Raw genomic sequence first — 23,610 nt, forward strand, 5'->3', positions numbered from 1 at the left:
TATCATAGCACTCGCAGAGGTAGTAGAAAAGGCGGATTAGCTCCAATGCTTTCATCGTCAGTATATTGTATGTTTGGAAACACAAATATACCCGATGGTGGACTACTGCCTCTGCTTTATTTAAACCCGATATTCGCATTAGTTAGATAAAAAAGCATTAGAGCATTTCCGGGGTTTTGTGGTCAGGAAAGATCTCGTGGGGATCATAAAAGGCGGGGCCAACGTACCCGCCTTCGTACTGGAATACCTGCTGGCCAATACGTGCAGCACCGAGGATGAGGAAAAGCTGAAAGAAGGGATGGAAAATGTAAAAACCATCCTGAAAAACCACTACGTCAACCCCGAGGAAAGTACCCTCATTCAGTCCAAATTGCGGGAGAAGGGACGCTATAAAATCATTGACAAGATTTCGGTCGAGCTGGACCCGCAGAAAGACCGCTACTGGGCCAATATCAGCAACAGCAATATCAAGAAGGCTAACATTGGCGACGACCTGGTCAAAAGCCACGAAAAACTGCTGCTGGGGGGTATCTGGGCGATCATTGACATGGAGTACGATCCCATGATTAGGGAAGGGAATACCGTGTACCCGTTCCTGGTGCGATCCATCAACCCCATTCAGCTTTCCAGCTTCGACAACAGCAAGATTGCCGAGAAACGAAAGGAGTTCACCAATGAAGAATGGAAGACACTGCTGCTGCGAAGTGCGGGCTACGAACCGTACAGCGAAGGTCTGGACGAAAGAAAACTCAACTTATTGCTCTGCCGGCTGATCCCTTTGGTGGAGTCGAACTTTAACATGGTGGAGCTGGGGCCACGCTCTTCGGGAAAATCGTACATCTATAAGGAAATAACCCCTTACGCTATTCTAATATCGGGCGGACAGGGATCGGTGGCGCAGCTGTTCGTCAACAACACCACGGGCCGCGTGGGGGCCGTGGGCTCCTGGGACGCCATCTGTTTCGACGAAAGCACGGACAAACTCTTCAAGGACCGGGACGCCATCCCGCTGATGAAGGATTACATGGAGTCCGGCTCCTTTTCCCGGGCCAAGGGGGGAGAAATCACCGGTTCCGCCTCCATTATCCTGAATGGAAATATCAATCAACCGGTGGAAACCGTGTTGCAGACCTCCCATTTGTTCAGCCCGCTGTCCAGCGAAGTGAACTATGACACGGCCTTTCTGGATCGGATCAACCTGTTCCTACCCGGCTGGGAGATCACCAAATTTAGCCCCCAGAACTTTACCAGGAATTTCGGTTTTAGTACTGATTTCTTCTCCGAGATCCTGAAATCCCAGCGAAAAGCCACCTATTACGACGCTATCGATGCCCACTTCACTTTGGGCTCGCACCTGAAGCAACGTGATTCAAAATCGGTACGGAGAATCGTTTCGGGATTCATCAAATTACTGCACCCCAATGGCACCTATACCAAGGAAGACATTCGCGAATACCTGGTAACCGCCATGGAAATGCGCCGTAGGGTGAAGGAGCAGCTGAAGCGCATTGGGGGAATGGAGTTCTGGGACACCAACTTCTCGTACATCGACAAGGAAACCCAGGAGGAAATTTTTGTGGGCTTGCCCGAAGAAAAAGGGTCTTTCCTGATCGAGGCAAATCCACTTCCGCCGGGCGTATGCTACACAGCCACCAGCGACGGCGAAAACAACCCCCTGGTGAAGATAGAATTAGTGGCCATCAAAGGCAGCGGCAAGTTGAACGTGACCGGTACTAGTTCACAGGAAGTAAAGGAGAATATTAAAAACACCTACAACTACCTGAGAGCAAATGAGAAATCAATTCTTAATGAGCAACATACCCTGTCGGGAATTGACCTGAACATTCAGATCAGCAACCTGATGGGAGCCTTTGTAACAGGGGGTATTGGCAGCGCCGTGTACGTGGCCATCCTGTCGGCGCTCTATAAGAAAAACCTGAAAGGTGGACTTGCGGTGCTGGGAAATATTTCCATCGGCGGTGCCATAGAAAGAGCTCAAAACTTCCCGGATAAAGTCACTTTGCTATCAGAAAACGGCGCTAAAACAGTACTGGTACCGATGGATAATCTTACCGAGATTGCTACACTGCCCACTTCTATCCTGGGAAAAACGGATGTGCCGTTTTATGGGAATAGCCAAATGCTGCTGCAGAAGGCGGTGCTGGGGGATTGAAGCCTTTAAGCAAATCCCCCTCCTCTAAATGCTGGCTGCACAATTGGAGATGCGTTCTTTAAAAGCAGCGAGGAAACTAAGGGAAGGCATGTCAGGAAGTTTTCCCTTAGTCAAAACAAAACAATACAAAATGCGAATATCGGGTTAAAAAAACTGTTTGAACAAAGCCGTGGCCAGAGCGCCGAAAACATGGACAATTAGTCCGCTGGTGGCTCTGACCTTTGAAGCGTCCTGCAATTTGGTTTTTTCGTTCAGCCACCGGGGTGCCGGTGCGATTGAAAAGCGATTCGATGGGTTGCCTGATGCGAGAGACAGCGGTTGACCACAGCCCGTCGGCAGCCTTGACGAAGTTCCTCTCCCACTCGGATTGGCCCTTGATGAGCTTGACTGGCGTGTAGATGAAGGTGTCCTGCAATTCCATCAGCCGCTCGTTGAGCGGTTTGTCGGCGTAGGCTCTGTCAGCGAAGACGGCCTGGCCCGCCAACTGGTCGGCCACGGGCTTGAAGACGGCCAGGTCATTCTCCGAAGCGGGCGTTAGACCGGCCATCTCTACGAAGGGGATACTGCCTTTGACGCGGCGGGCCATCACGTGCAGTTTCACGCCGTAGTAGTAGAGTCCCTTCGAGGCGCAGTAGCCGAAGCGTCGGCCCGGCCTTATCGGACAGTTCGGGGGCCACCCGGCCCTGCCGTTTGCCTGAGCAGAGCATGACAGGCAGCGAGTCTGTCAACGTCACGCGTTCGCTGAGACTTTCAGTATCATTCTTAAAATCAGCTGATTGAATAACCATCGGCACTAGGGCCATGACGGCCGAATCCATCGCGTTGATTGGACCGCCGAGCGGCCGCGCGTTGAAGTTGGCGTACGTGGGCAGACCGGGAAACCACGAGATCAGGTAGCGTAAGGCATAGTCGTAGATGTCGGTCTTACTGTGCTTGTTCTCGTGAATTCGGCAGTAGAAATAAATCGTCAACAGCTCGGCGTCGGTGATCTTTTGGTTTTCGGGCTCAGAGTTGCGTCGGACCGCCGATGCGGCTGAACCTTTGGCAATACCAGTGTAGTTCCGTATCATAGCACTCGCAGAGGTAGTAGTACAGGCGGATTGATTCCAATGCTTTCATCGTCAGTATATTATATGTTTGGTCACACAAATATACCTGACGGTGAGCTTCTGCCTCTGCTTTATTTGAACCCGATATTCGCATAATCAACAAAATTTACATGAAGCTCTTCGGTCCGTGCCTTAGTGTGATCATTCTCCTGAGCCTGGCATTCACTGATTGCCAGGCTCAAGTTGACTTCGAGCATCTGACAACCAACGACGGGCTATCGCACAGCACGGTGATGGATATTCTTCAGGATCACCGGGGCTTTATGTGGCTAGCGACCGCCGATGGGCTGAACCGCTACGACGGCGAACGCTTCCGCACCTACCGACGATCCTCCCGTGACTCTAATACCCTGAGCAACAATTACGTAAAGTGTCTGCTCGAAGACGAGCAGCGGCGACTGTGGGTAGGTACCAATGCCGGCGGGGTGAACGTGTTCGATAAGTCGGGAGAACGGGCCGTACGCCTGACCCGCTGCGTCGATGGCAGCGACATCTCGTCGGTCACTATCAACGACCTCGCCAGGGATCAGGCAGGGGTTGTCTGGGCGGCAACGAGCGACAAGGGTCTCTTAAAGATCGACCCCGGCACGCGGGAGGTATGGCAAATCACGACCACCAGCTCGGGCCTGGCTACTAACCTTGTGAATCAAATTTGCTTTGACCGGGAAAACAACTTATGGTTGGGCAGCCGGGATGGAACCTTACAGCGCCTGCGGCCCGGCTACCGGGAATCGACCCAATTTTCTCTGCCTCTCAAAGTACCCGGCGCACCTGGGGGGATCATGACGATTGAGTGTGATAGCAAAGGCCGGGTGTGGGTCGGGACGCAGGGCAATGGCCTGTTTCGTTTTGATCACGCCCTGGGAACTTTTCAATCGGCTTTCTTCCGTCCGGGGGTCAAGGAAGGCGTCAACAACGCCCGGAGTCTGTACGAGGATGCAGACGGCCGCTTCTGGCTGGGTACGGACGATGGCGTTATCGCGGCGGAGGATCTAACTTTCCGCGCGACCCGGCATCTGCGTCATGATCCGGCCGAGACGGCCAGTCTAAGTACCCACGCCACCGTTTGTCTGCGGGGCGATCGGCAGGGAAATATATGGGTGGGTACCTGGGAGGCGGGTCTGAATGTCCTGTTTAAAAGGCCCGACCCTTTTCGGGCATTCACGTACCGGCCCGGCCAGTCAGGCAGCTTGCTGACCAGGGCGGTTTCGGCCATTGCCGCCGATCCGGCGGGGGGTGTGTGGGTGGGGAGCACGCAGGGCCTGACTCTTCTCGATCCTGCTCGGAGTACCTACCGGCATTATCCGCCAGAGCCTGGCAATCCCCACACGTTGCCGGGAAAAGATATTATCCAGCTCAACTACCTCTCGGAGACAGCCTTGCTGGTGACTGTCTGGAACGAGGGGACCGTGTTGATGAATCCTACAACCGGTTGGGTCGAAAAGCGGCTTGAAGCCCTGGGGAAAACCGGAATTATCGTGATGGCCTCGGATACGGGTCGCAATGTCCGGCTTTTTACCGACCGGGGAGGGGCTTGGCGCATCGACCGATTCAACGGCCGTCTCAGTCCCGGTACCGCTTTACCGGAATATTTGGGTCCTTTAACCGTTGCGGTCGAAACCACCGACGGAACCTTATGGGTGGGTACCTCCGGGAACGGACTCGTGGAAATTGCGGGGGGAGGGAAAAAAATAAGCTACCATAAACCCGTTCGAAAACCCGGTGGATTATACAGTGAACATATCACTGCTTTGTACGAAGACCGGGCCCGGCAGCTGTGGGTGGGTACCATGAGCGGTTTGCACCGGTACGACCGCCGGACGCGACGCTTCACGCTGCTGGATAGGGAAAATGGGCTTACCAACGATGCCATTATGAGCATTGGTCAGGACAGGGAGGGATTTGTGTGGGTCGCCACGAACGATGGCCTCTGCCGCCTGAGTACCAAGGGTAGGGTGATGGATACTTACCGACGGGCCGACGGGTTGGCAGGTAATGATTTTACCAATAAAGCCATTACCCAAAGTAAAAACGGGACGCTGTTTTGGGGCGGCAAACACGGTCTGACCGCTTATCGCCGGGATGTAACGGAAAATCTCCATCCCCCCGTGCCGGTGTACATTACCGAGTTGAGGCTGTTCAATCGCGTTGTCCAGCCTGGGGCGCCCGACTCGCCGCTGAATCAAGCCCTCATAGACACTAAAACCCTCAAATTACGCTACGAGCAGTCGGTCTTCACTTTTGACTTCGCGGCCGCGCTGTTCCGTGCGCACCGGAACGTGCGGTATGCCTATAAACTCGATGGCTTCGAAGCCGACTGGAATTACGTGGGTCCCCAACATTCGGCCACCTACACCAATCAGAATCCGGGTACGTACCGGTTCAGGGTAAAGGCTTCGCTGACCGACGATTTCGTGAACGCGCCGGAAACGGTACTCGATCTCATCATTCTTCCTCCCTGGTATCGGACGGGCTGGGCTTACACCGCCTATGCGCTGATCGTCGCATTGCTGCTGGCGGCGCTCCGGCGGCTGATCCAAATTCGGGAAAACTATAAGACCAAGCTTCGGGCCGAGCACCTGGAAACCGAGAAAGCCCGCGAACTGGACCGGATCCGAACCGGTTTTTTTACCAATATTTCGCACGAATTCCGTACGCCCCTCACGCTGATCGTCACTCCGCTAGAGCAATTTATGGCCGATCCGGCATCCGGCCACTGGCGGAGGCAGTTTCAAACCATGCACCGCAACGCCAGTCGGCTGCTTCGGCTTATCAACCAACTCCTCGACCTTTCCAAGCTCGAGTCGGGTTCGCTTTCTCCCGACATCAGGCAACAGGATCTGGTGGGCTTCGTCCGGCAGGTGGCGCAGTCATTTCAGCCCCAGGCGATAAAGCAGGACATCGAACTGTCCATCGACACCGGGCCCGATACACCACCCGTCTGGTTCGATCAGGACATCGTGGAAAAAATCCTGTATAACCTGATTGCCAACGCGCTCAAATTTACCCCCGGTGGCGGTAACATTACCGTGCGTTGCCGACTCGTGCAGTCCGAGGGTTCGATGGAAAGTGAAGCGGATCAGCTTTTGCTGGAAGTCGAAGATACGGGCATCGGCATTTCTCCCGAACACGCCCGACACATTTTTGAACGATTCTACCAGGTAGATGGGAAGAGCCAGGCCAAGAAAGCGGGCAGTGGCATCGGACTGGCCCTCACCCGCGAGCTGGTCGAATTGCACCGGGGGAGCATCCGGGTTGAAAGCCAGCGGGAGGCGGGTACGGCCTTCGTGGTCGAACTACCCGTTCAGGCGGCGGCCTTCCCCCCAAGCTGGCGGTCGGGCCGTGCCGATGGAATGCCGCAGATGATGAAGAATCAGGTGGAGGAGGAGAGCTTCACGGCACATGAAAATATTGAAACGCCAGCACCAGCGGGACGCGAAAGCGTCCCGCTGGTGCTGGTTGTAGAGGACCATGACGACCTTCGGCAATATTTGGCCCAGTGCCTGGGCAAAACGTACCGGGTGCATACGGCCACCAACGGGCGGGAAGCTTTGGCTTACGCCCGGCAGGAAATTCCCGATCTGGTGGTGAGCGACTGGCTCATGCCCGACATGGACGGGGTGCAGTTGTGCGGAGCGCTAAAAACCGACGAACGCACCAGCCACGTTCCCGTGCTGATGCTCACTTCACGGTCGAGCAACGAGAGCAAGGTGGAGGGGCTCGACGCCGGGGCCGATGACTACGTCACAAAACCATTCAACCTCGATGTGCTTTTCAGCCGCGTGCGGAACCTGATTCAGAGCCGTCGGCTGTTGCGGGAAAAATACAGTCGGATACTGACGCTCAATGATGCTCCGGTCGCCGCAGAATCGGTCGAGGAGCTGTTTCTGCGCAAGGCATTGAACCTCATCGAAAACCGTTTGGCCGATCCCGAACTTGACGTTAGTCTGCTTGAGCGGGAACTGGGTATGAGCAATACACAGCTTTACCGCAAATTGAAAGCCCTGACGGGAAAAGGCGGAAATGAGCTCATCCGCCACGTGCGTTTACAACGTGCCACGCATTTGCTGAAAGCGGGCAACCGGCAAGTAGCCGAGGTGGCCTACGACGTGGGCTTCAATGACCCTAATTATTTCAACCGGGTTTTTAGGAAAGAATTCGGTCTATCGCCGGGGGAGTGGAGCCGACAGGAAACGGGTGCGTGATTGTTTTTGCCATGGCAAATCGCGTGGATGAAACTATTGCGTTTTCGACCGGCTGGCGATAGACCTCATCCCAACCCCATCTCTACCATGGCGAGGGGGCTATGATAATTTGGGTGCTGTGGTGCGCTACGTATTATTTGTGTCGAAAATACCAAAATTATATTAGCGAATTAATTCAATATTTTTTTTCAAAATTGACAGAGACACTTCCGACATAGTCTATTATGACTTTCAGTTCAGTATCCTGACTGATATTCACTAGTTCAACGGGAGAGCCGGGGATTACTAAGCTCCCTTTTTCCAGAACCAACCCTTTGCCGGTCAGTAGATTGACCAACCATCGTAATGAGTCCATAGGCCCCCCCATTATCTCGGAACTAGGTGCAGAAGTTATAAGGGATTCGTTCTTATATACCGCAAATACTTCATCCTTGAATTGTAAACCAACGGGGGAAACCTTCTGATCGCCTATAATGAGCCCCGTGTGAATACCCCCAGAGCAGATTAACTCCTGGATGGTCGGCGGGTTGACCCAAAAATTGTACTCATGAATTTCGATCCCCGGACTGACGTAATCTATTGCATCGATAAGCTCCTTATCCGAAAGGTCTCTCCCTTCAAGATTCTTTCCAATTTTTATGACCAATTCTGGTTCTATTGCGCAATTAATGTAGTCGCCCCAGTTAACACTTGCTTGGTTGTGCTTAACATGGGGGTAGAATAACCTCCCATAGATGGGATCACTCAGGCCAAACTGCTTCCGAATTGAATTGCTTGTACAGCCTACCTTGAATCCTGCAATTTGCTCTCCGGCTTTTATCCTTCTTGCAGCCACTAAATCTTGTACTTCGTATGCTTCCTGAATTGAAAGGTTTCTTACTGAATATTCCTCTCCCTTCCATTCTTTTTTATAAAAAGAGTGATAAAAGTCAGCTGCTATCGATTCTAGTGTCTTCATTTGATTATTTTATGCTTCTGTCTGCGCTCTTCGTCAGGAACTGCTTCGACAAATTCGCCTTGTGCTGCTCGTGGCTAAAACTGTATCGTTGATTTTAACCGGATTTTCAAGATCGGAATCGGCATATCCTTGAATGGTTGAAGCCATTTACGGCACGAATTCTGATCGTTCGCTGCTCACTTCCAGATGATGCCCTTCGCATTCTCGACCGAAAAATGCCCGGCCTCAGCTGAGCGGATGGGTTTACCCAGAATAGTCAGATTCTCAAACCGCACGCTCTCGACCTGATGCTGGGCGTCGAACCCGTTCAGGATTGAGTAAGGGAACTGCCCATCGTTCACGGCCACGTTGCGAAACAGGATGTTGCGGATGCGGCCCCGGTGTGGCGCGTGGATGGCTTCCTGGCCGGCAGGTACCCGAAGGACGCCATCCCAGGCCCCCTGCATATACTGCCGGGTACGTTCTTCGTTGTTGGCGGGTCGGTCGGTGCTGTATTGCGACCAGAATACGGCCAGGTCGATCAGCTTATGAGGCGCATCCTCCACGCGGATATTCTCGTAGGTGATGTTCTCGACCGTGGCGGCGTCACCATTGTGGATGCTTAGGGCCGCGCCCCGTTCGACGTGAATCAGATCGCAGTCGCGAAAGGTGATATTGTTGACGGTCTGGCACCGTAGCTCGAAACCAATTTCCAGGGCGTTACCCCAGGGCATATTCCAGATCACACAGCGTTCGACCACGATGTCCGTCACGTCACGACCCTGACCGGGCTGACTGTAATAGGTTTTGGGGTTGATGCTATAACTCTTGATCACCACGTTGTCGTCATTGTTGCGCAGGAAACAGTCGCTGATGCGGACGTGGGAAGTACCCACCAGGTCGATCCCGTCGGAGCCGTTACGCCAGCAAACCTGCTTGATTTCGTGAATCCTGACGTCGTCGCAATCGAGCAGCACCAGCGTCCAGCCGGGGCTGTTCAGGATGGTAATTCCCTCGATCTCGACATTCTGGCAACGCCACAACCGCACCAGTCCCCCCTTGTCCAGCATGCTGGCATCCAGAATGCCCCGGCCCGCAATGCGGATATTTTTGGCGTCGGTCGCCTCGATACTCCCGCGCACAATGGCTCCACCGGCAATGTACAGGGTTTCGTCGCTGTGCAGGGTCAGGGTACCTACATCGTAGATTTTTCCCGCTGCAAAATAACGTACGTTCGCAGCATCGGACCGTGGTGCATCTTTTTCCAAAGGGGCGGCGAAAAGATAGAGCGGTCGGCTGTGTTCCCCATTTCGCTCGATGGAAAACTGGCCCGGTTTGTCAAGGCGGAAGGTTATCTTCGTGGGCGTCACCGCTAAGGTGATCGCCCTATGTCTGGGGCGGATATCTACCCAGCGCAGATCATGGGCGGAGGTAATCTCGACCGTAACGCTGCCTTCGAAACTGAAACTGGCCATCGCCGAAACGGCATTATCGTACACGAATACGGGTTGGCCATTTACCGTCAAGCTGAAATCGATCGCCCGCCGGGCCGAATCCGGGGCGGGGTAAGTGACAAGCTCCTGGCCGAATAGCGAACCGGAAACGCCCAGTAATCCAGGTAGTAAGTAGAAGAAAAATTTCATTTCAAAAAGGTTAGTAAGGGTTTGGGGTGGTTGTTTTGTTGCCAGACTTGCAGTGGCCCGCTATTGACGCTGACCAGCCACCACACAGCTCCATCGGGCCTGCGTAATGGAGCGATGGATTTCACATCGCCGTCCATATTGAGTCCGGCATTCCGTAAGGGGCGGAAGGGGGTAGGTCCGTTTGTTGAACCGACGTTGGCCAGCAGGAGTCCCTTTCCGGCGTCGAGTTGGCCACCCAGCGTTTCGGTACCGTAGAAATTTCCTGCCAGCAATAAATCCGCTTTACCATCGCCCGTGAAGTCGCGGACGATCAGGCCATTGACGGGCGCCATCTGCGCCTCTATTGGCATGGGATGTACCACAAAAGCGAAATTTCCCCGATTTTCAAGGTAGCAGCTCGCCAATTGCCGGGCTTCCAACACGAAGGCCTGACCGCGCTCCTCCTCCGTGAAAAGCTCCTCGAACGGATGGGCGGCGTAGTCCTGGTAAGTAGGAAAACGCTTTTTGATACTGGGGATTTGCGCCATTAATAAGTCGCGCGGGGCAACGGGTACTTGCTCGTAATTCAGATAAAACGTCAGGATCGGATCGAGACGACCGTTTTGATCGTAATCGTTGGCAAACACCCGCACCGGCTCGGTGGCCGAGGCGCGGAACTTGCTGTTGAGGCCGAGATTGCCCGCCACGAAGTCCGTGTCGCCATCGCCGTCGAAATCACCCGCCGCCAGCGAACACCACCAGCCCGTTTCCTGGGCGAGGCCCAAGGTTTCCTGCGCCCGCAACCGCCCGCCTTCGTTCCGAAACAGCGTGGGAGCCATCCATTCCCCCACCAGCATCAGGTCAGGAAAGTTGTCTTTATCCATATCGGTCCATAGGGCGGCCGTCACCAGGCCTACCTCCCGCAAACCCGGAGCCAGCTGATCGGTCACGTCGCTGAACCGTCCGGCTCCTTCGTTGCGCAGCAGGTAACTGTCGGCGGGTTTGGGGTACTGGCCCGGCACGATGCGTCCGCCCCGGAATAAGTCCATATCCCCGTCCCCGTCAAAATCGGCCATGCACACAGGTCCGCCACTTGATCGGGTTGTGGGAAGAGAGCCGACCGGCGCAGGCTTGAAGTTTCCCTTTCCGTCGTTCAGGTACAGGCGATCCTGGTAGGCTGCTCCGAGCCCTTCTTCCCTGCTTCCACCGCTAACCACGTATAAATCGAGGTCATGATCGGCATCAGCGTCAAAAAATACCGCGTTCATATCTTCGTAGGCGTCGCTGCCGGGCAGGGATTGGAGCTGGAAATTTCCGCCCGGCTGCTGTATGTAAACCGCCGACAAATGGCCAAAATCGGTTCCGACAAAAAAATCGTCGAGATGGTCGCCGTCGACATCCCCCACGGCCAGGTAGGGCCCGTTTTTGGAATACAGGTGGGGTAGCAAAGGCGTCCGATTGAAATCGACCACCCGGCTTTCCTGGTGGATAACGGACAGCCTGCTTTCGGCTTCCGAGAGTTGGGTGAATAGCGAGGTACCCTGGGCAGGGCTTTCCCGCCAGGGACCACCGGGACGGTAGGCTATTTTGATCAATTGATCGACTGCGCCCGGCCCGATACTTTGTCTGAGTCCATTTGGGTACCTGATCACCAGCGAATCGTAACGGCTTACACTACCCAGTCCGAAGTGCAGCGCGTTTTCGACCGTCGACACAAAACCCCGCACGGGGGCGAGTTCGAGCATCTGCTGCTGACCGCCCGCGTAGAGCCACACCTTGGTGCCGACCACGACGGGCAATCCCGGCGCGGGTTCGATCAGGAGCCGAAGCCAATGGGGGGCGTCGGGGCGCTGATTCAACTGGTTTTCCAGGATAAAACTCTCACTGTCGATGTTGTTAGTCACCAGATCCAGGTCGCCGTCGTTGTCGAGGTCGGCGTAGGCCGCGCCATTGGAAAAGCCGATTTGGTCGAGCCTCCAGGTTTCAGAAACGTCTTCGAAAGTCAGGGCTGCAGCGGGGTTACTGCCCTGGTTACGGAAAGCGTATTTTGGTACGCTGATTTCATCCAGCGCGTACAATTCCTGGCTTACTTGCCGAAACTGTGCCTGTGGGGTGCCAAACACGGCGTTTGCCTGGCTATATGCGATAAAATCAAGGTTGGTCACGTCGCGCCGGTAGCCGTTGGTGATGTACAAGTCTTTCCAGCCGTCGTTGTCGAAATCCGCCAGCAGCGGCGCCCAACTCCAATCGGTTTTTTCGATACCCGCCAACTGGCCTATTTCCGAAAAAGCCACGCCCCGTGTCGCCGAACCGCGATTCAATTGTAGCGTGTTGCGCATGAATTGCGGCTGATAGTCCAGTTCCGCTTCCATCTGAAAGCGGTTGTAGTTGGAGCCGGGCAGCATCATTTTCTGGCGGTAATTGTCGGCGGGCAGCATATCGACGACCACAATGTCGGGCAGGGCATCGTTGTTGATGTCGGCAATGTCCACGCCCATGCCGTTGTGGGTTTGGTGTTTGGTAAAAGTTGTCGCCTGATTGGTGAACATACGCTGGGAAGCGTCGCCCGGCTGGACCCCGTTCATCCAGATCAAATCATTGGAAAGAAAATCGTTGGCACAGTACAGATCCGGCCAGCCGTTGTCGTCCAGATCGCTCAGGCACACGCCCAGCCCGTAGCCTTCGGTCAGGATACCCGTCTGCGGAGCGACATTTTCAAAACGCATTCCGTCGTTTCGGAACAGCCGATCGTTACTAGGTGCTTCGCCTTGGGTGAATTTGGCGCGAAGGGCATTTCGATTCGTCGGCTCCAGGGCGTTGGTAAGCAGGTAGCAGTCCAGATACCCGTCGCGATCGTAGTCGAAGAACACCGCCTGGGTGCTGTATCCCGAGTCGTCGAGTCCGTACTCCGCGGCCCGCTCCGTAAAAGTGGGGATGGAATCGGGGGTAGGACCATTGTTAATGAAAAGCTTGTTGGAGCCGCGCGGGGCCAGGCCTGCTACGCACACGTAAATGTCGGGCCAGCCGTCCTGGTTCACATCGGCCACGCTGACCCCCGTACACCAGTCGGTGGTGCCCGTACCGGACTGCCGGGTGATGTCCTCAAAACGCATGCCCCCCCCAGCCTGGGTTTTATTGAGAAACAGACCGCTTGATACCTGATTGCCCGCAAAATAAAGATCGGGCCAACCGTCACGGTTGAAATCACCCACGCCAACGCCCGCTCCGTTATAAATATACTCGAAGGTAAGGGCGTTGAGCGAGTCGGATTCGGTAAGCCGATTTTCAAACGTGATTCCGGTCTGGGATGCGGGTAGTTTTTTGAATAACTTTTCCCGCGACGTACAACCGTCGAAGCCCGCCGCCAAAATGACGCAGCCCAAACTTAATCCGAACAGATACTGATTTCGCATAATTTCGGAGTTAGCAGGAGGCGCGGAATTTTAGCTGGAAAGGTAGAGGAGACAGTATGGGCGCACCAATTCCGTGCTGGTTGCACAGAATCTGAGCCACCAGTCTGCCTACTTCGGCGGAGGGGCGGCCAATGACCGTTACGCCCCCGGCCAGCAGACGGGTGTAATCGTTTTCGACAAAACTCACGACCCCCACTTGCTTTCCGAGTCCCCAGCCAGACTGTTGACAACGCGCGATCACGGTCAGCAGCAGTCGGCTGTCGGCCACGAAATAGGCCTGGCCGGGTTGTACGTCGCTTTCCTGCAAGTCGTCGATCATCTGAAAATCAAAACCGTAAGCCACGCAGAAGCGTCGGAAGGCCCGAATCGAATCGGCATCGAAACAATCCTGTTCCGAGAGGACCAAATTAAGACGGATGTATTTGCGGAGCACGTACACATGGGATACCAGCGCCTCGTACAATGCCTCCTCCCCCCCGTAGCGCAACCGGTAGCCGTGTTGCAGGGTTTCCGGCCACTCATTACCGATCAGAATCAGTTTCCGGCTGGGTACATTCCGCAGGCATTGCAGGGTAGCGGCATCCTGCCCGATGAGATGGGGCATCATGACAAAGTAATGATAATCACCCAGGTGCTTGTCCAGCAATTGGCACAATAACTGACGCTGGTAGTTGTAGCTGCTCACATCCAGTATTGCCTCCCGCGTCATGCTGGAAGCAATGGCGTCGTGTAGTTCCTTAACACCCTCGGTCAGTTGTCCGGCGACGATCAGCACCCGCAGGGCGTGGCGCTTGGGCGACCCGGCTACGTAGAAACCTTTTCGGGTAACCGAGGTGACAAATCCCCGCTGGTGCAGGGTGCCGTAGGCCCGCTTCACGGAATCCTTGGACAGGTACCACTCGGCGCAGGCTTCGTTGAGCGAGGGCAAACGGTCGCCTGCGGAAAGAGTCCCCCTTTCGATGTCCTGCACGATGGCGTCGACTATCTGAAGGTACTTGGGTAGTTGATCGTGGTCATTGAAAGCAACGTTGATTTTCATAACTGTGCGGGCTTAGGGTTCTGGTCATACCGTTCTCAACCGGGGAGAAGCAACCAGACGGCCCACGCGAGTAGTGCAAAAAGCAGTACTTGGGTTACTGCTTCCAGCAACCGCAATCTTTGGTGGTTTTTTCGATTCATGCCTTTTTGATTTCCCCGGCACGATGCCACAAAGGTGAAGGGATTCATGCCGTGACGACTGGATTAATCCGTTAAAAAGTAGCATGAATTCGACTCCCGGCCCTAAAAAAAGCCAAAAAGACCAAGTTTTGGTCTTTTTGGCGTTAGCCCAATCGTGTCGGAACGAGTACAATCAATACCCGGGATTCTGGATCAGATCGGGGTTCAAATCGCGTTCGCTCTGGGGGATAGGTTTCAGAAGATTCTTGGCCGACCAGTTTGCGTTGGCCGCCGCGCGGCCGAAGTCGATGTCTTTCTTGATATCGATCAGGCCCGCCCGGTGCCAGCGCACGAGATCATTGTAGCGGTGGCTTTCGAGCGACAATTCGACCCGGCGCTCGTGCCGCAGGGCGGCGAACATCGCGGTTTCCGTCCCGACGGCCACATCCGGCAAAATCTTTCCGGTAGGGTCAGCGCGGCGGCGAACCTGATTTATGAGGGCGGCCGCCCCGGCCAGGTCTTTGGCGGGGCCCAGGATCTTGCATTCGGCCAGCATCAGCAGCACATCGGCGTAGCGGATGACCCGCTCGTTGTTGACGCTCAGTGGGGAGCGGAAGTCGATGTTGTTATCTTTTCGCACGTACTTAGCGGGCGACGAACCCGTGCCGGAATACTCCGCCTTGTACACGTATTTTTTGGAACCATCGCTGTTGTTTCCGGTGTCGTAAGGGTCGCCTTCGATGAATAGTGTGGCGGGGCGACGGGGGTCGCCTTTTTCAAATTCTTTCTGGATGCCGGGCGTCATCTGAATTCGACCATAGCCTTGGGCATTAAAACCGGGAGCACATATGCCGTTGGGTCCGCAGGCGGCCCGAAAGTAGATTAGCCTAGCCGTGCCGGCCGAGGAAATTCCGCCACCGCCCAGGAAGTTAAAATCGGCGGGCAACCAGGGATTTGATCCGCCGATTCCCATCTGGATTTCAAAAATGGATTCGGCGTTATTTTCTGAAGTCGTCACGAAGTTGGCCATATAATCGGACACCAGCGAGTACTTTCCGATCAGCTTCTGGAACTCGGTGGCCGCCTCGGTGTAAAGCGCGGGTTTCTTATCCCACTGCGCCCGGTAGAGCAACACCTTCCCCAGTAACGCGGTGGCCGCCCCGCTGGTGGCGCGGCCGACGTTGGCGTCGTCCCTTTTTTCTGGCAGACCGGCCTGAGCGGCTTTGAGATCGGAGATTACCAGGTCGCACAGTTCGCCCGGCTGCGAGTTAGGCGATCGGGTTTCTTCCAGAGTCGTGGCCGTTTTAGTGATCAGCGGCGGGGTGCCGTACTGAATCGCCAGAAAGAAATTATAGTAGGCGCGTAGGAAACGGGCTTCTCCGTCGAAGGCCTTCTTTTTTTCGTCATTGAGCTGCGTGGCTTTCGGCAGCTTTTCCAAAATAATATTGGAGCGCTGCACACCCTTGTAGGTGTTTTCCCACAGAGCACGCCACTGCCCGTCGGTGGATGTCCAGTTGAACTCGTCAATGTTGTTAGGGTCGTTGTTGGGCGCCGTAGCGTCGTCGTCGGGCAGAAGGACGCCCTGGAACCAGCCGCCCCCGTCAGACTGCTCGTAGGTATAGTTGAGTAGCGTGGAGTAAGAAAGCAGCACCGCCGACTTAAAGTCTTCCTCGGTTTGGTAGAAAGTCGTCTCGTCCAGTACGCCCAGCGGGGTAAGGTCGAGCTTTTTCTCGCATTGGGTAAAGGTCGCCGCCAGCAGAATCGCAGTAAGGCAAGCGATAATCAATCGATTTTTCATAAGTTTTTGCTTAAAAAGTAAGGTTGGCTCCTAGCTGAATGGTAACGGGCTGAGGAATGTTGGACGGATCGGTACCGGAAGAAAGCTGGGAGGAAGCACTGCCGTAACTGGCCACTTCCGGGTCGAGCCCGCTGTATTGGGTGATGCGGAAGAGGTTAGTCGCTGCCACGTAGAACCGGGCCGAATACACCAGCTTGATCTTGTCGATCAGGGGCTGCGGCAGAGTGTAGCCCACCTGCACGTTCTTGAACCGTAAAAAACTACCGCTCTCGATCCAGCGGCTCGAAAAACGGTTGTTGCTGTTCAAGTCGCGGGCGGTGGTCCTGGGCATATCGTTGGAAGTACCTTCGCCGGTCCAGCGGTTGGCCACCGAAGCCAGGGCGTTTCGCCCACCGCCGGTCAGCCCCTCGGCCCCACGCCGAAAGGGGTTGTAAAGGCTGTTACCCGCCACGCCCTGAAACAAGATGTTGAAATCGAAACCGCCGTAGGTGGCGTTCGCTCCGAAGCCGTAGAAGAAATCGGGAATGGTCTTGCCCAAATACGTCCGGTCTTCTACTGTAATCTTGCCGTCGGGTTCGCCGCTAAACTGCTCACCGTCCGTTCCCGGCCCGTTGTTATCGGCAAAGATGATGTCGCCCGGCACGGGCTTACGGCTGTTTACGGTGATGTCGGGCAAGGCAGCGTCAGCGGCAGAGGTATTTTGGTAGATACCCGTGGCCTGGTAGCCGTAAAAGTACCCGATGGGATAACCGACCGCAGTGCGGTAGTCGCCGCTGGCAAACTCCTGCACCCCGGGAGCGAGGGAAACCAGCCGGTTGCGGATCGTGGTGATATTGCCGAAAAAGTCGATGTTACCCTTTTTGCCGAGCCGGGTGCGGTAGCTGGTTTCTACTTCAATGCCCCGATTGTTGACCAGCCCCAGATTGACCGGGATGTTGTTGAAACCCGAGGAGAGGTTTACGGGCAGGCCGTAAAGGAAGTCTTTGGTGTTGCGGTTGTAGTAAGTAGCCAGCAGGTTGAGCTTGCCGAAGAGGGTCAGATCGAAACCCACGTCGGTGCTTTCGTTGGTTTCCCATTGTAAGCTGCGGTTGATGAGGGCCGGGATGCCCGACCCCGCCAGGGTGGACTGCCCCCGCCCAATGGTATATAATGGGCCTTGTACCACCCGCGCCACGTAGGGAAAGGAAAGACTGACCTTGTCGTTGCCGAGTTGTCCCCAACTTCCACGCAGCTTGAGATCGGTGATAAAGGGCAGACGGCCTTTGAAAAAATCTTCGTTCGAAATCCGCCAGGCAGCCGACACGGAAGGGAACAGCTTAGCGCGATTCTCGGGGGCAAAATTGGAGGACATGTCGTATCGGGCCGTGAACGTAACGAGGTACTTGTCCTTAAAATCATAACTCGCCCGACCGAAGTAAGCGAAATAAGCCTGCTGGGAAAGGCTCGACGACGCATTGGGGAAAACGAACCCGCCCTTGCCGTCGGAATTTCCCTGCTGGTTCTGGATGCTGCGGTAGAAATTGGGATCGGTACTCGAAAAATTCGTCCCGGTGTAGCCCAGATTATTGCCCCGGATCTGCTGGTACTCCATGCCGCCGATCACATTGATCGTGTGGTTCGCGATGACTTTATCGTAGGTGAGTGTATTGGTGAACACCTGCTGGATACCCTCGCCGCGCGATTCGCCGTACTCGTTCGTGTTGCGCTCCTGGCCCAACTCGGCGGCGGTGTAGCCGGGGCGCCAGGAGTCGTTCCGGCTCGTGTTGTAGTCCATAGCGGCTACCGATCTGAATCGCAGGCCGCTGAGAATTTCGAGTTCGGCGTACAGGTTGCCCAGCATCCGCACACTCCGGTCGGTGGTGTTCACCACCTGGTTGATGGCGGGTGTATTCAGGATAATCAGGCCCGCCTTGCCCGCATTGCCCGTATAACCGTAGCGGTTGTTCGGCACGGAGTTGTTCACATCCCGGTACTCAAAGAAGGGGGGCATATTGGCCGAACTGGCGTAAATGAAGCCGTCGCCCCCGGCGTTGCTGCCCCGGTTGGTTTCTTTGTAGGAAAGGGTCATAGCCTGGCCGATTTTCAACCTTTTGCCAATGCGGTGATCGCTGTTGATGCGAAAAGAATAGCGGTCCAAGTCCCATTTCTTCACCATCGACTCCTGCTGAAAGTACCCGGCCGACAAGAAGTAATTGGAGTTCTCGTTGCCGCCCGACACTGAGAGGTTATAGTTACGGATGGGTGCGTTTTTATTGACGGCGGCATCGCGCCATATTTCGCGGTTATCCACGCCTACGTATTTGCTGCTCGGCAGCAGATCGGGATGCAGCACCAGGTAATCTTTGTCGCCGGGTTTCAATCCCGCCTGGGTGTTGGCATTGGCGGTAGCCTCGTTGGCCAGCGCGATGTAGTCGCGGGTGCTGAGCATATCGTAAAATTTGGGAAAGTTTTGCACGCCGCTGTACACGTCGAAGTTGACGCGCGGCTTACCCTGCTTGCCGCGCTTGGTGGTAATCAGCACGACACCATTGGCCGCCCGCAGCCCGTAGATAGACGCGGAAGAGGCGTCCTTCAGCACAGAAATACTCTCGATATCTGCCGGATTAATCTGGTTACCCGTTCCGTCGCCGATGGGTACCCCGTCCACCACAAACAATGGCTGATTGTTTCCCACCGTACTGACGCCCCTGATTCGGATGGAGACGGGACTGCCTGGCGTACCGTCCACGTTGGTGATCTGTACGCCCGACAACCTTCCCTGGATAGCTGCCTCGGGCGAGGCCACGGGTAGTTTGGTGATGTCTTTGGCCTGCACTGTACCGATGGATTCGGTGAGCTTGCGGGTGGTTTTCTGACCGTAGCCCACCACTACCACTTCGTTGAGCGATCGGGTGTCGGTCTCAAGCGCTACATTAACTATATTGCTGCTGGTCAGGGGTACCTCCCGGGCCTGGTAGCCCACCGAAGAAACCACGAGCGTCGTGGCATTCGGGGAAACACTGAGTTGGAATTCCCCGTCAGCATTCGTGGAGGTACCTATGGTTGTTCCCTTTTGCAAAATATTGACCCCGGGAATTCCCTGCCCGCTGGCAGTGTCGGTGATTTTGCCGGAGACCGATCGGCTTTGGGCCAGGGCAGTTTCAGCCCAACTCGCTCCGAGCAAGAGGAGCAGCAACGGAGTGAGGCGTATCAGGTAGCGAATAGAGGACATGAGCAGTTGTTTTTGGTTAGCTTGAAATTTTTCCATAAAAGACAGGAAAATATTACCACTGCCTGGGGGGGTCTGTATGGGTGAACTTTGGCTATTGCCCCAAAAACCCGTTTTTTGCCTTGGATTTTAGTACTTGTGGAATAAACCATCATGCTCAAGACATTCCTTACCTGCTCCTTCGGCCTGACGGTGCTTATTACACCGGGTAATCGTGGGCCAGGTTTGCCGTCCGTCGTTTCGAATGTTCATCCCGCAGGAACTTGAAGCCGTCAACGACGACGACGGCCCAACCCATTTGGCGTGGAAAAATTTTAATACGTACTATATATGGACCGGGAGAACTAATCCTTGCTGCCGGCCTGACGGGCCAGTTCGTCTGGAAGGGAAAAACCCAGCCCCTAAAAGCGGGGCTTAACCGAATTGATAACCGGTAAACAGCGTTCAAATCAGCCACCTCATCCAATATAGCCATGTTCCTTCGCTTTACTTCCCTACTAACGCTGGTCCTGCTGCCTTTACTGGCAAACAGCCAGTCATACCCTCCGTTGTCGACACTATCTATACCGGCCTCGTTTACCACTAATCTGCCCCGTACGGCCAGCCTGTTGTCGGCCAACAATACCCGTCAGCCAAAAGAGGTCCGGGTGCTGGTATACGGGCAGTCCATTAGTATGCAGAACTGGTGGAATGAGGTCAGAAATTTTCTGGAGCAACGCTATCCAGATGTACAGCTTGTTATGGAAAACCGGGCGATCGGTGGCTTCAGCAGCGACCGGCTGAAGCTGATGGTCGATAATGATGTTGTTCCGTTTTACCCAGACCTGATTCTGTTTCATGATTACGGAAGCGAGCCGGATTACGAACAGATTATCCGCACCATTCGTAGCCGGACCACCGCCGACATAATCATTCAAACCGATCATATTGGAGTAGGTCAAAATCAGGAGTGGCACGACCAGCACAGCAATGTGTGGCTACCAGCCCTGTGCAACACCTATGGGTTGGCGCTGGTGGACGTGCGGGCCGCTTGGAAAGCCTACCTGGAGCAAAATCAGTTGCCAACGGCGAAGTTACTGTCAGACAACGTTCACCTGAACGATCATGGTAATTACCTGATGGCCAAAATTATTGAACGCTATCTGGAGGCACTGCCCCAACAAACCAGTAATGCCACTACTGCCGTTCGGATACTGCGCAGGGGGCAGGACTTTTCGCCCAAACAGGATAAAATTCAGCTTCCCGCAACGGGCAATCGAATTGACCTTGTCTGGAGTGCAAACGACAATCCAGCCGGGTCAGTAGCAGTAACTATAGATGGGCAACGCCCTTCCGCCCAGTTACCAACATACTACCATACGCGTCCGGCGCTCAAATCAACCGGCTTTTTCCTGAACCACATGGGTCAGTTACTGGCGATGCGTTTGGGCGGACAACCGCAAGCCGAAGATTGGATCCTGACCGTTACCGACGTTGATAGTGTTGGGCAACAGCTCCGCTTCCGCCTGAGTGGCTCACGGACGGGCGACGACGGCAGCGGCAGTAGCGACCAGCCCTTTGTCTCAACATCCGGGCGAATCGTTATCGATTCCACGGGGTGGTTTCGGCGTAAAAATGCCGGAGATTTCGGGCAGTTTCCCTGGCTTAGGCCCGGCGATCAGCTCCGCTGGCAGGTAGTATCGACAAGTCAGGATTTGTGCCTCCCCGCATCGGGTCAGGCAACAACGGTGGTACAGGGTATAGCCAATACAGATCATAGATTGAAGTTGACGGGCAAAGGAGTAAACGCAATCAGCGAAATCAGGATTTACCAGCCGCCCTTGCGGCCTTAACCAACTTACTTCCTGACGAAAAATGGAATATTCGCGGTAGCCCAATGCCCGTTACCATCGTAGGCATACACAAACAGACGATAGGCTCCTTCCTCGGCTGGCGCCAGGAAAGAAAGCTGAGGAGCATTGGCTTCCTGGATGAGACCTGGAATTGCCGGGGGCCTTTTTTCGCCGTTGCCCCCGTACGGAAAGGCTGTTCCTTCGCGCAGGACCTCCCAATTGTACTGCAGCGGTTCGCCTTCGGGGTCTTTTAACCAAACTTGCGCCTGACTGGTCTGACCCGGCTGCAGGTAGATTCCCTGGTAGGCCGTTTTGCCATCGAGTTTTACCGAATCGAGCCGGGGCGTTCGGTTTTTGGGCCAGCGTCCGGTCCATTCATAATGCATTACATCAACGGCTTCGGTTTCCCGGCCCTGCGCGTCAAACATCCCAAACCAGGTGTGGGTGCGTTCCTGATGCTGGCGCCACAGAAACACGTAAGACCCAAGGCACATGGCTTTGTCGGCGGCAATGGCCGTTTCGTACCGCTTCTGGTACTGATCGGCTTTCTGGCTGCTGGTTTCTTCAATAGGCGCTTTCCAGGGCGTTTTGGAAACCTGCCAGAAACCGGTAGGGCCCCACTCGGTTACAGCATACGGTTTCTGCCAGCCAAATTTCCGGAGCCAGACCGGTATCTTATCCAGATCGCCGTACTCATTCACCCCCAGCAAATCCAGTTCAGGACTTTTCGTGAGCAGATCACGCATTTTCTCCTCGTTGATTGACCCCACCACCGTCATAACCGGATGATTCGGGTCTACCTCATGGATTTCCTTCGCCAGTGCATTAACGGCATCCCATACCTTAAGGTTATACTTATCTTTTACGTTAGCCTGGATGAAATCGAGCTCATTGCCCAGCGCCCACATCAGCACAGCCGGATGGTCTTTTGTTTGCCGTACAATCTCCATTACCCGCTCGTGCTGTTTACGAACGGCCTCGGCATCGTCATAATTCATACCATCCCGCTCAGCCCGAACGGGCAGATTAACCAACGCGGTAAGGCCCAGGCTATCGGCGCGGTTCAGCGTCTGCCGGTTGGCCCCGGTTCGGATGGAGTTGCCGCCGTACCGGGCAAGTTTGATAAGGTAGTCGCTGCCTACAGCGCCCCGAATGAAATAGGGGCTGCCGTTATACAGTAGTTGAAAAGCGTCCCCTTCTTTCCGTATGGTTACCGTAGAGGGCTGACCAGAGGTGTTGGAACTGATAACAACAAAGAGCAGAATGAATAAACGTTGCATATGGTACCAATTAGAGATCCTCCTGATTTTAACGATTAAGAAGGCCAGAAAAGAATAGGTGAAACTCGGATTCGCTTCCGACTTCCCAATTTTACTTCACCCCAACCAGGGTTATATCGCCCTGCGTAGGCCGACACGGGAATCAGTACTTGAAATAGTTGGGTTGTCATACAGCAAAGAACGATAACCGCCTGTTAGATTGCCAACTCTACCCACCCAGCCCCCCCCAGATTACCCCAAGGCAATTGATATTTTTACCGATGCAAAGAAACTGTCCGTCTGATGCAATCTGCTGACGATCAGTAATTTCTTGCCACCCCCAACTTTAATATATACCCTTCATTTATACCGCATCCTCTATGTTCCTGTCGAAAGCAACTACGTCAGTTTTGTGCCTTGCGAGTCTGGCAGGCGTCCTAGCGCTGATTGGTTCGGGGCCAATTCGCTCCGATTCGCCCAAATCGCCCGCTGAAAAAGTAGCGAACATCCGGGTGCCGGAAGGCTACACGGTGGAGGTGGCCGCTGGTTCGGATTTGGTGGATTACCCCATGTTTGCCTCGACGGACGAAACCGGGCGGCTGTTCGTCTATGAATCCATCGGTCACGTCTATAAAAAAACCAAAGACGCGCTCGATAACCCGCAGTTTCGCATCAAACTCCTGACTGACACCGATGGCGACGGAAAATACGACAGAAGTACCATCTACGCCGATAAAGTCGGTTTCCCGCAAGGGGGCGTTTTCTACAAAGGCAGTCTGTACGCTACCTCGGCTCCCGATCTGATCAAATTTACCGATACCGACAACGACGGGGTGGCGGACAAGCGCGAGGTACTGCTGTCGGGCTGGGTGCTGAACGTCAACGCCAACAGCGTC

At 54.7% G+C, this 23,610-nt stretch carries 11 protein-coding genes and 2 pseudogenes; 4 read left to right on the forward strand and 9 right to left on the reverse strand.

Features of this window, described 5'->3' with window-relative positions; genetic code table 11:
- Window positions 1–154: 154 nt before the first annotated feature.
- Window positions 155–2,173, forward strand: a pseudogene (gene brxL, locus ACEW8P_RS21940) (protease Lon-related BREX system protein BrxL); the annotation flags it as partial.
- Between the two features lie 106 nt (window positions 2,174–2,279).
- Here brxL and ACEW8P_RS21945 read toward each other — a convergent pair.
- Both ACEW8P_RS21945 and ACEW8P_RS21950 read right to left on the reverse strand, forming a co-directional pair.
- Window positions 2,280–2,759 carry a transposase gene (locus tag ACEW8P_RS21945; RefSeq protein WP_373515210.1) on the reverse strand — a complete coding sequence of 160 codons (480 nt, stop codon included), beginning with the start codon at window positions 2,757–2,759 and terminating at the stop codon, window positions 2,280–2,282.
- Complete coding sequence (locus tag ACEW8P_RS21950) at window positions 2,689–3,243, reverse strand: hypothetical protein (RefSeq protein ID WP_373515211.1); 555 nt, start codon at window positions 3,241–3,243, stop codon at window positions 2,689–2,691. Before ACEW8P_RS21950 ends, ACEW8P_RS21945 begins: the two co-directional genes overlap by 71 nt.
- 149 nt (window positions 3,244–3,392) lie before the next feature.
- Here ACEW8P_RS21950 and ACEW8P_RS21955 point away from each other — a divergent pair, with 149 nt between their 5' ends.
- The gene (locus tag ACEW8P_RS21955; protein WP_373515212.1) at window positions 3,393–7,487 is read left to right on the forward strand and encodes a two-component regulator propeller domain-containing protein; all 4,095 of its coding nucleotides are present in this window, start codon (window positions 3,393–3,395) and stop codon (window positions 7,485–7,487) included.
- Between the two features lie 175 nt (window positions 7,488–7,662).
- Here ACEW8P_RS21955 and ACEW8P_RS21960 read toward each other — a convergent pair whose 3' ends face one another.
- From ACEW8P_RS21960 to ACEW8P_RS21985, 6 genes are all read right to left on the reverse strand, one after another.
- Window positions 7,663–8,445: a 2-keto-4-pentenoate hydratase gene (locus ACEW8P_RS21960; RefSeq protein ID WP_373515213.1), complete on the reverse strand. Its 783-nt coding sequence runs from the start codon at window positions 8,443–8,445 to the stop codon at window positions 7,663–7,665.
- Between the two features lie 176 nt (window positions 8,446–8,621).
- Complete coding sequence (locus tag ACEW8P_RS21965) at window positions 8,622–10,067, reverse strand: glycosyl hydrolase family 28 protein (protein ID WP_373515214.1); 1,446 nt, start codon at window positions 10,065–10,067, stop codon at window positions 8,622–8,624.
- A complete protein-coding gene (locus ACEW8P_RS21970) occupies window positions 10,064–13,459 on the reverse strand; it encodes a VCBS repeat-containing protein (protein ID WP_373515215.1) in 3,396 nt (1,131 codons plus the stop codon). The genes ACEW8P_RS21965 and ACEW8P_RS21970 overlap by 4 nt, the downstream gene beginning before the upstream one ends.
- A gap of 10 nt (window positions 13,460–13,469) precedes the next feature.
- Complete coding sequence (locus ACEW8P_RS21975) at window positions 13,470–14,498, reverse strand: GntR family transcriptional regulator (RefSeq protein WP_373515216.1); 1,029 nt, start codon at window positions 14,496–14,498, stop codon at window positions 13,470–13,472.
- A gap of 312 nt (window positions 14,499–14,810) precedes the next feature.
- Entirely contained in the window at window positions 14,811–16,415 is a 1,605-nt protein-coding gene (locus tag ACEW8P_RS21980; RefSeq protein WP_373515217.1) for a RagB/SusD family nutrient uptake outer membrane protein, read from the reverse strand.
- 10 nt (window positions 16,416–16,425) lie between these two features.
- Entirely contained in the window at window positions 16,426–19,626 is a 3,201-nt protein-coding gene (locus ACEW8P_RS21985; protein ID WP_373515218.1) for a SusC/RagA family TonB-linked outer membrane protein, read from the reverse strand.
- A gap of 737 nt (window positions 19,627–20,363) precedes the next feature.
- Between ACEW8P_RS21985 and ACEW8P_RS21990 the strand changes: the two genes are divergently transcribed.
- On the forward strand, window positions 20,364–21,455 hold the full coding sequence (locus ACEW8P_RS21990; protein WP_373515219.1) for an SGNH/GDSL hydrolase family protein: 1,092 nt from the start codon (window positions 20,364–20,366) through the stop codon (window positions 21,453–21,455).
- A 5-nt stretch (window positions 21,456–21,460) separates the two neighbouring features.
- Here the strand turns inward: ACEW8P_RS21990 and ACEW8P_RS21995 are convergent, their stop codons facing one another.
- Complete coding sequence (locus ACEW8P_RS21995) at window positions 21,461–22,735, reverse strand: glycoside hydrolase family 2 TIM barrel-domain containing protein (RefSeq protein WP_373515220.1); 1,275 nt, start codon at window positions 22,733–22,735, stop codon at window positions 21,461–21,463.
- 359 nt (window positions 22,736–23,094) lie between these two features.
- Here ACEW8P_RS21995 and ACEW8P_RS22000 point away from each other — a divergent pair.
- Window positions 23,095–23,610, forward strand: a pseudogene (locus ACEW8P_RS22000) (hypothetical protein); the annotation flags it as partial.

The organism is Persicitalea sp. (assembly GCF_041751555.1).
In the GTDB taxonomy this organism is placed as follows: Bacteria; Bacteroidota; Bacteroidia; order Cytophagales; family Spirosomataceae; genus Persicitalea.

Bases quoted from the DNA above. Each gene is read 5' to 3' on its own strand.
- ACEW8P_RS21995 (WP_373515220.1), bottom strand. From the start codon at position 22,735: ATGCAACGTTTATTCATTCTGCTCTTTGTTGTTATCAGTTCCAACACC.
- ACEW8P_RS21980 (WP_373515217.1), bottom strand. From the start codon at position 16,415: ATGAAAAATCGATTGATTATCGCTTGCCTTACTGCGATTCTGCTGGCG.
- ACEW8P_RS21985 (WP_373515218.1), bottom strand. From the start codon at position 19,626: ATGTCCTCTATTCGCTACCTGATACGCCTCACTCCGTTGCTGCTCCTC.
- ACEW8P_RS21960 (WP_373515213.1), bottom strand. From the start codon at position 8,445: ATGAAGACACTAGAATCGATAGCAGCTGACTTTTATCACTCTTTTTAT.
- ACEW8P_RS21970 (WP_373515215.1), bottom strand. From the start codon at position 13,459: ATGCGAAATCAGTATCTGTTCGGATTAAGTTTGGGCTGCGTCATTTTG.
- ACEW8P_RS21955 (WP_373515212.1), top strand. From the start codon at position 3,393: ATGAAGCTCTTCGGTCCGTGCCTTAGTGTGATCATTCTCCTGAGCCTG.
- ACEW8P_RS21965 (WP_373515214.1), bottom strand. From the start codon at position 10,067: ATGAAATTTTTCTTCTACTTACTACCTGGATTACTGGGCGTTTCCGGT.
- ACEW8P_RS21950 (WP_373515211.1), bottom strand. From the start codon at position 3,243: ATGATACGGAACTACACTGGTATTGCCAAAGGTTCAGCCGCATCGGCG.
- ACEW8P_RS21945 (WP_373515210.1), bottom strand. From the start codon at position 2,759: ATGGCCCGCCGCGTCAAAGGCAGTATCCCCTTCGTAGAGATGGCCGGT.
- ACEW8P_RS21990 (WP_373515219.1), top strand. From the start codon at position 20,364: ATGGAAAACCGGGCGATCGGTGGCTTCAGCAGCGACCGGCTGAAGCTG.
- ACEW8P_RS21975 (WP_373515216.1), bottom strand. From the start codon at position 14,498: ATGAAAATCAACGTTGCTTTCAATGACCACGATCAACTACCCAAGTAC.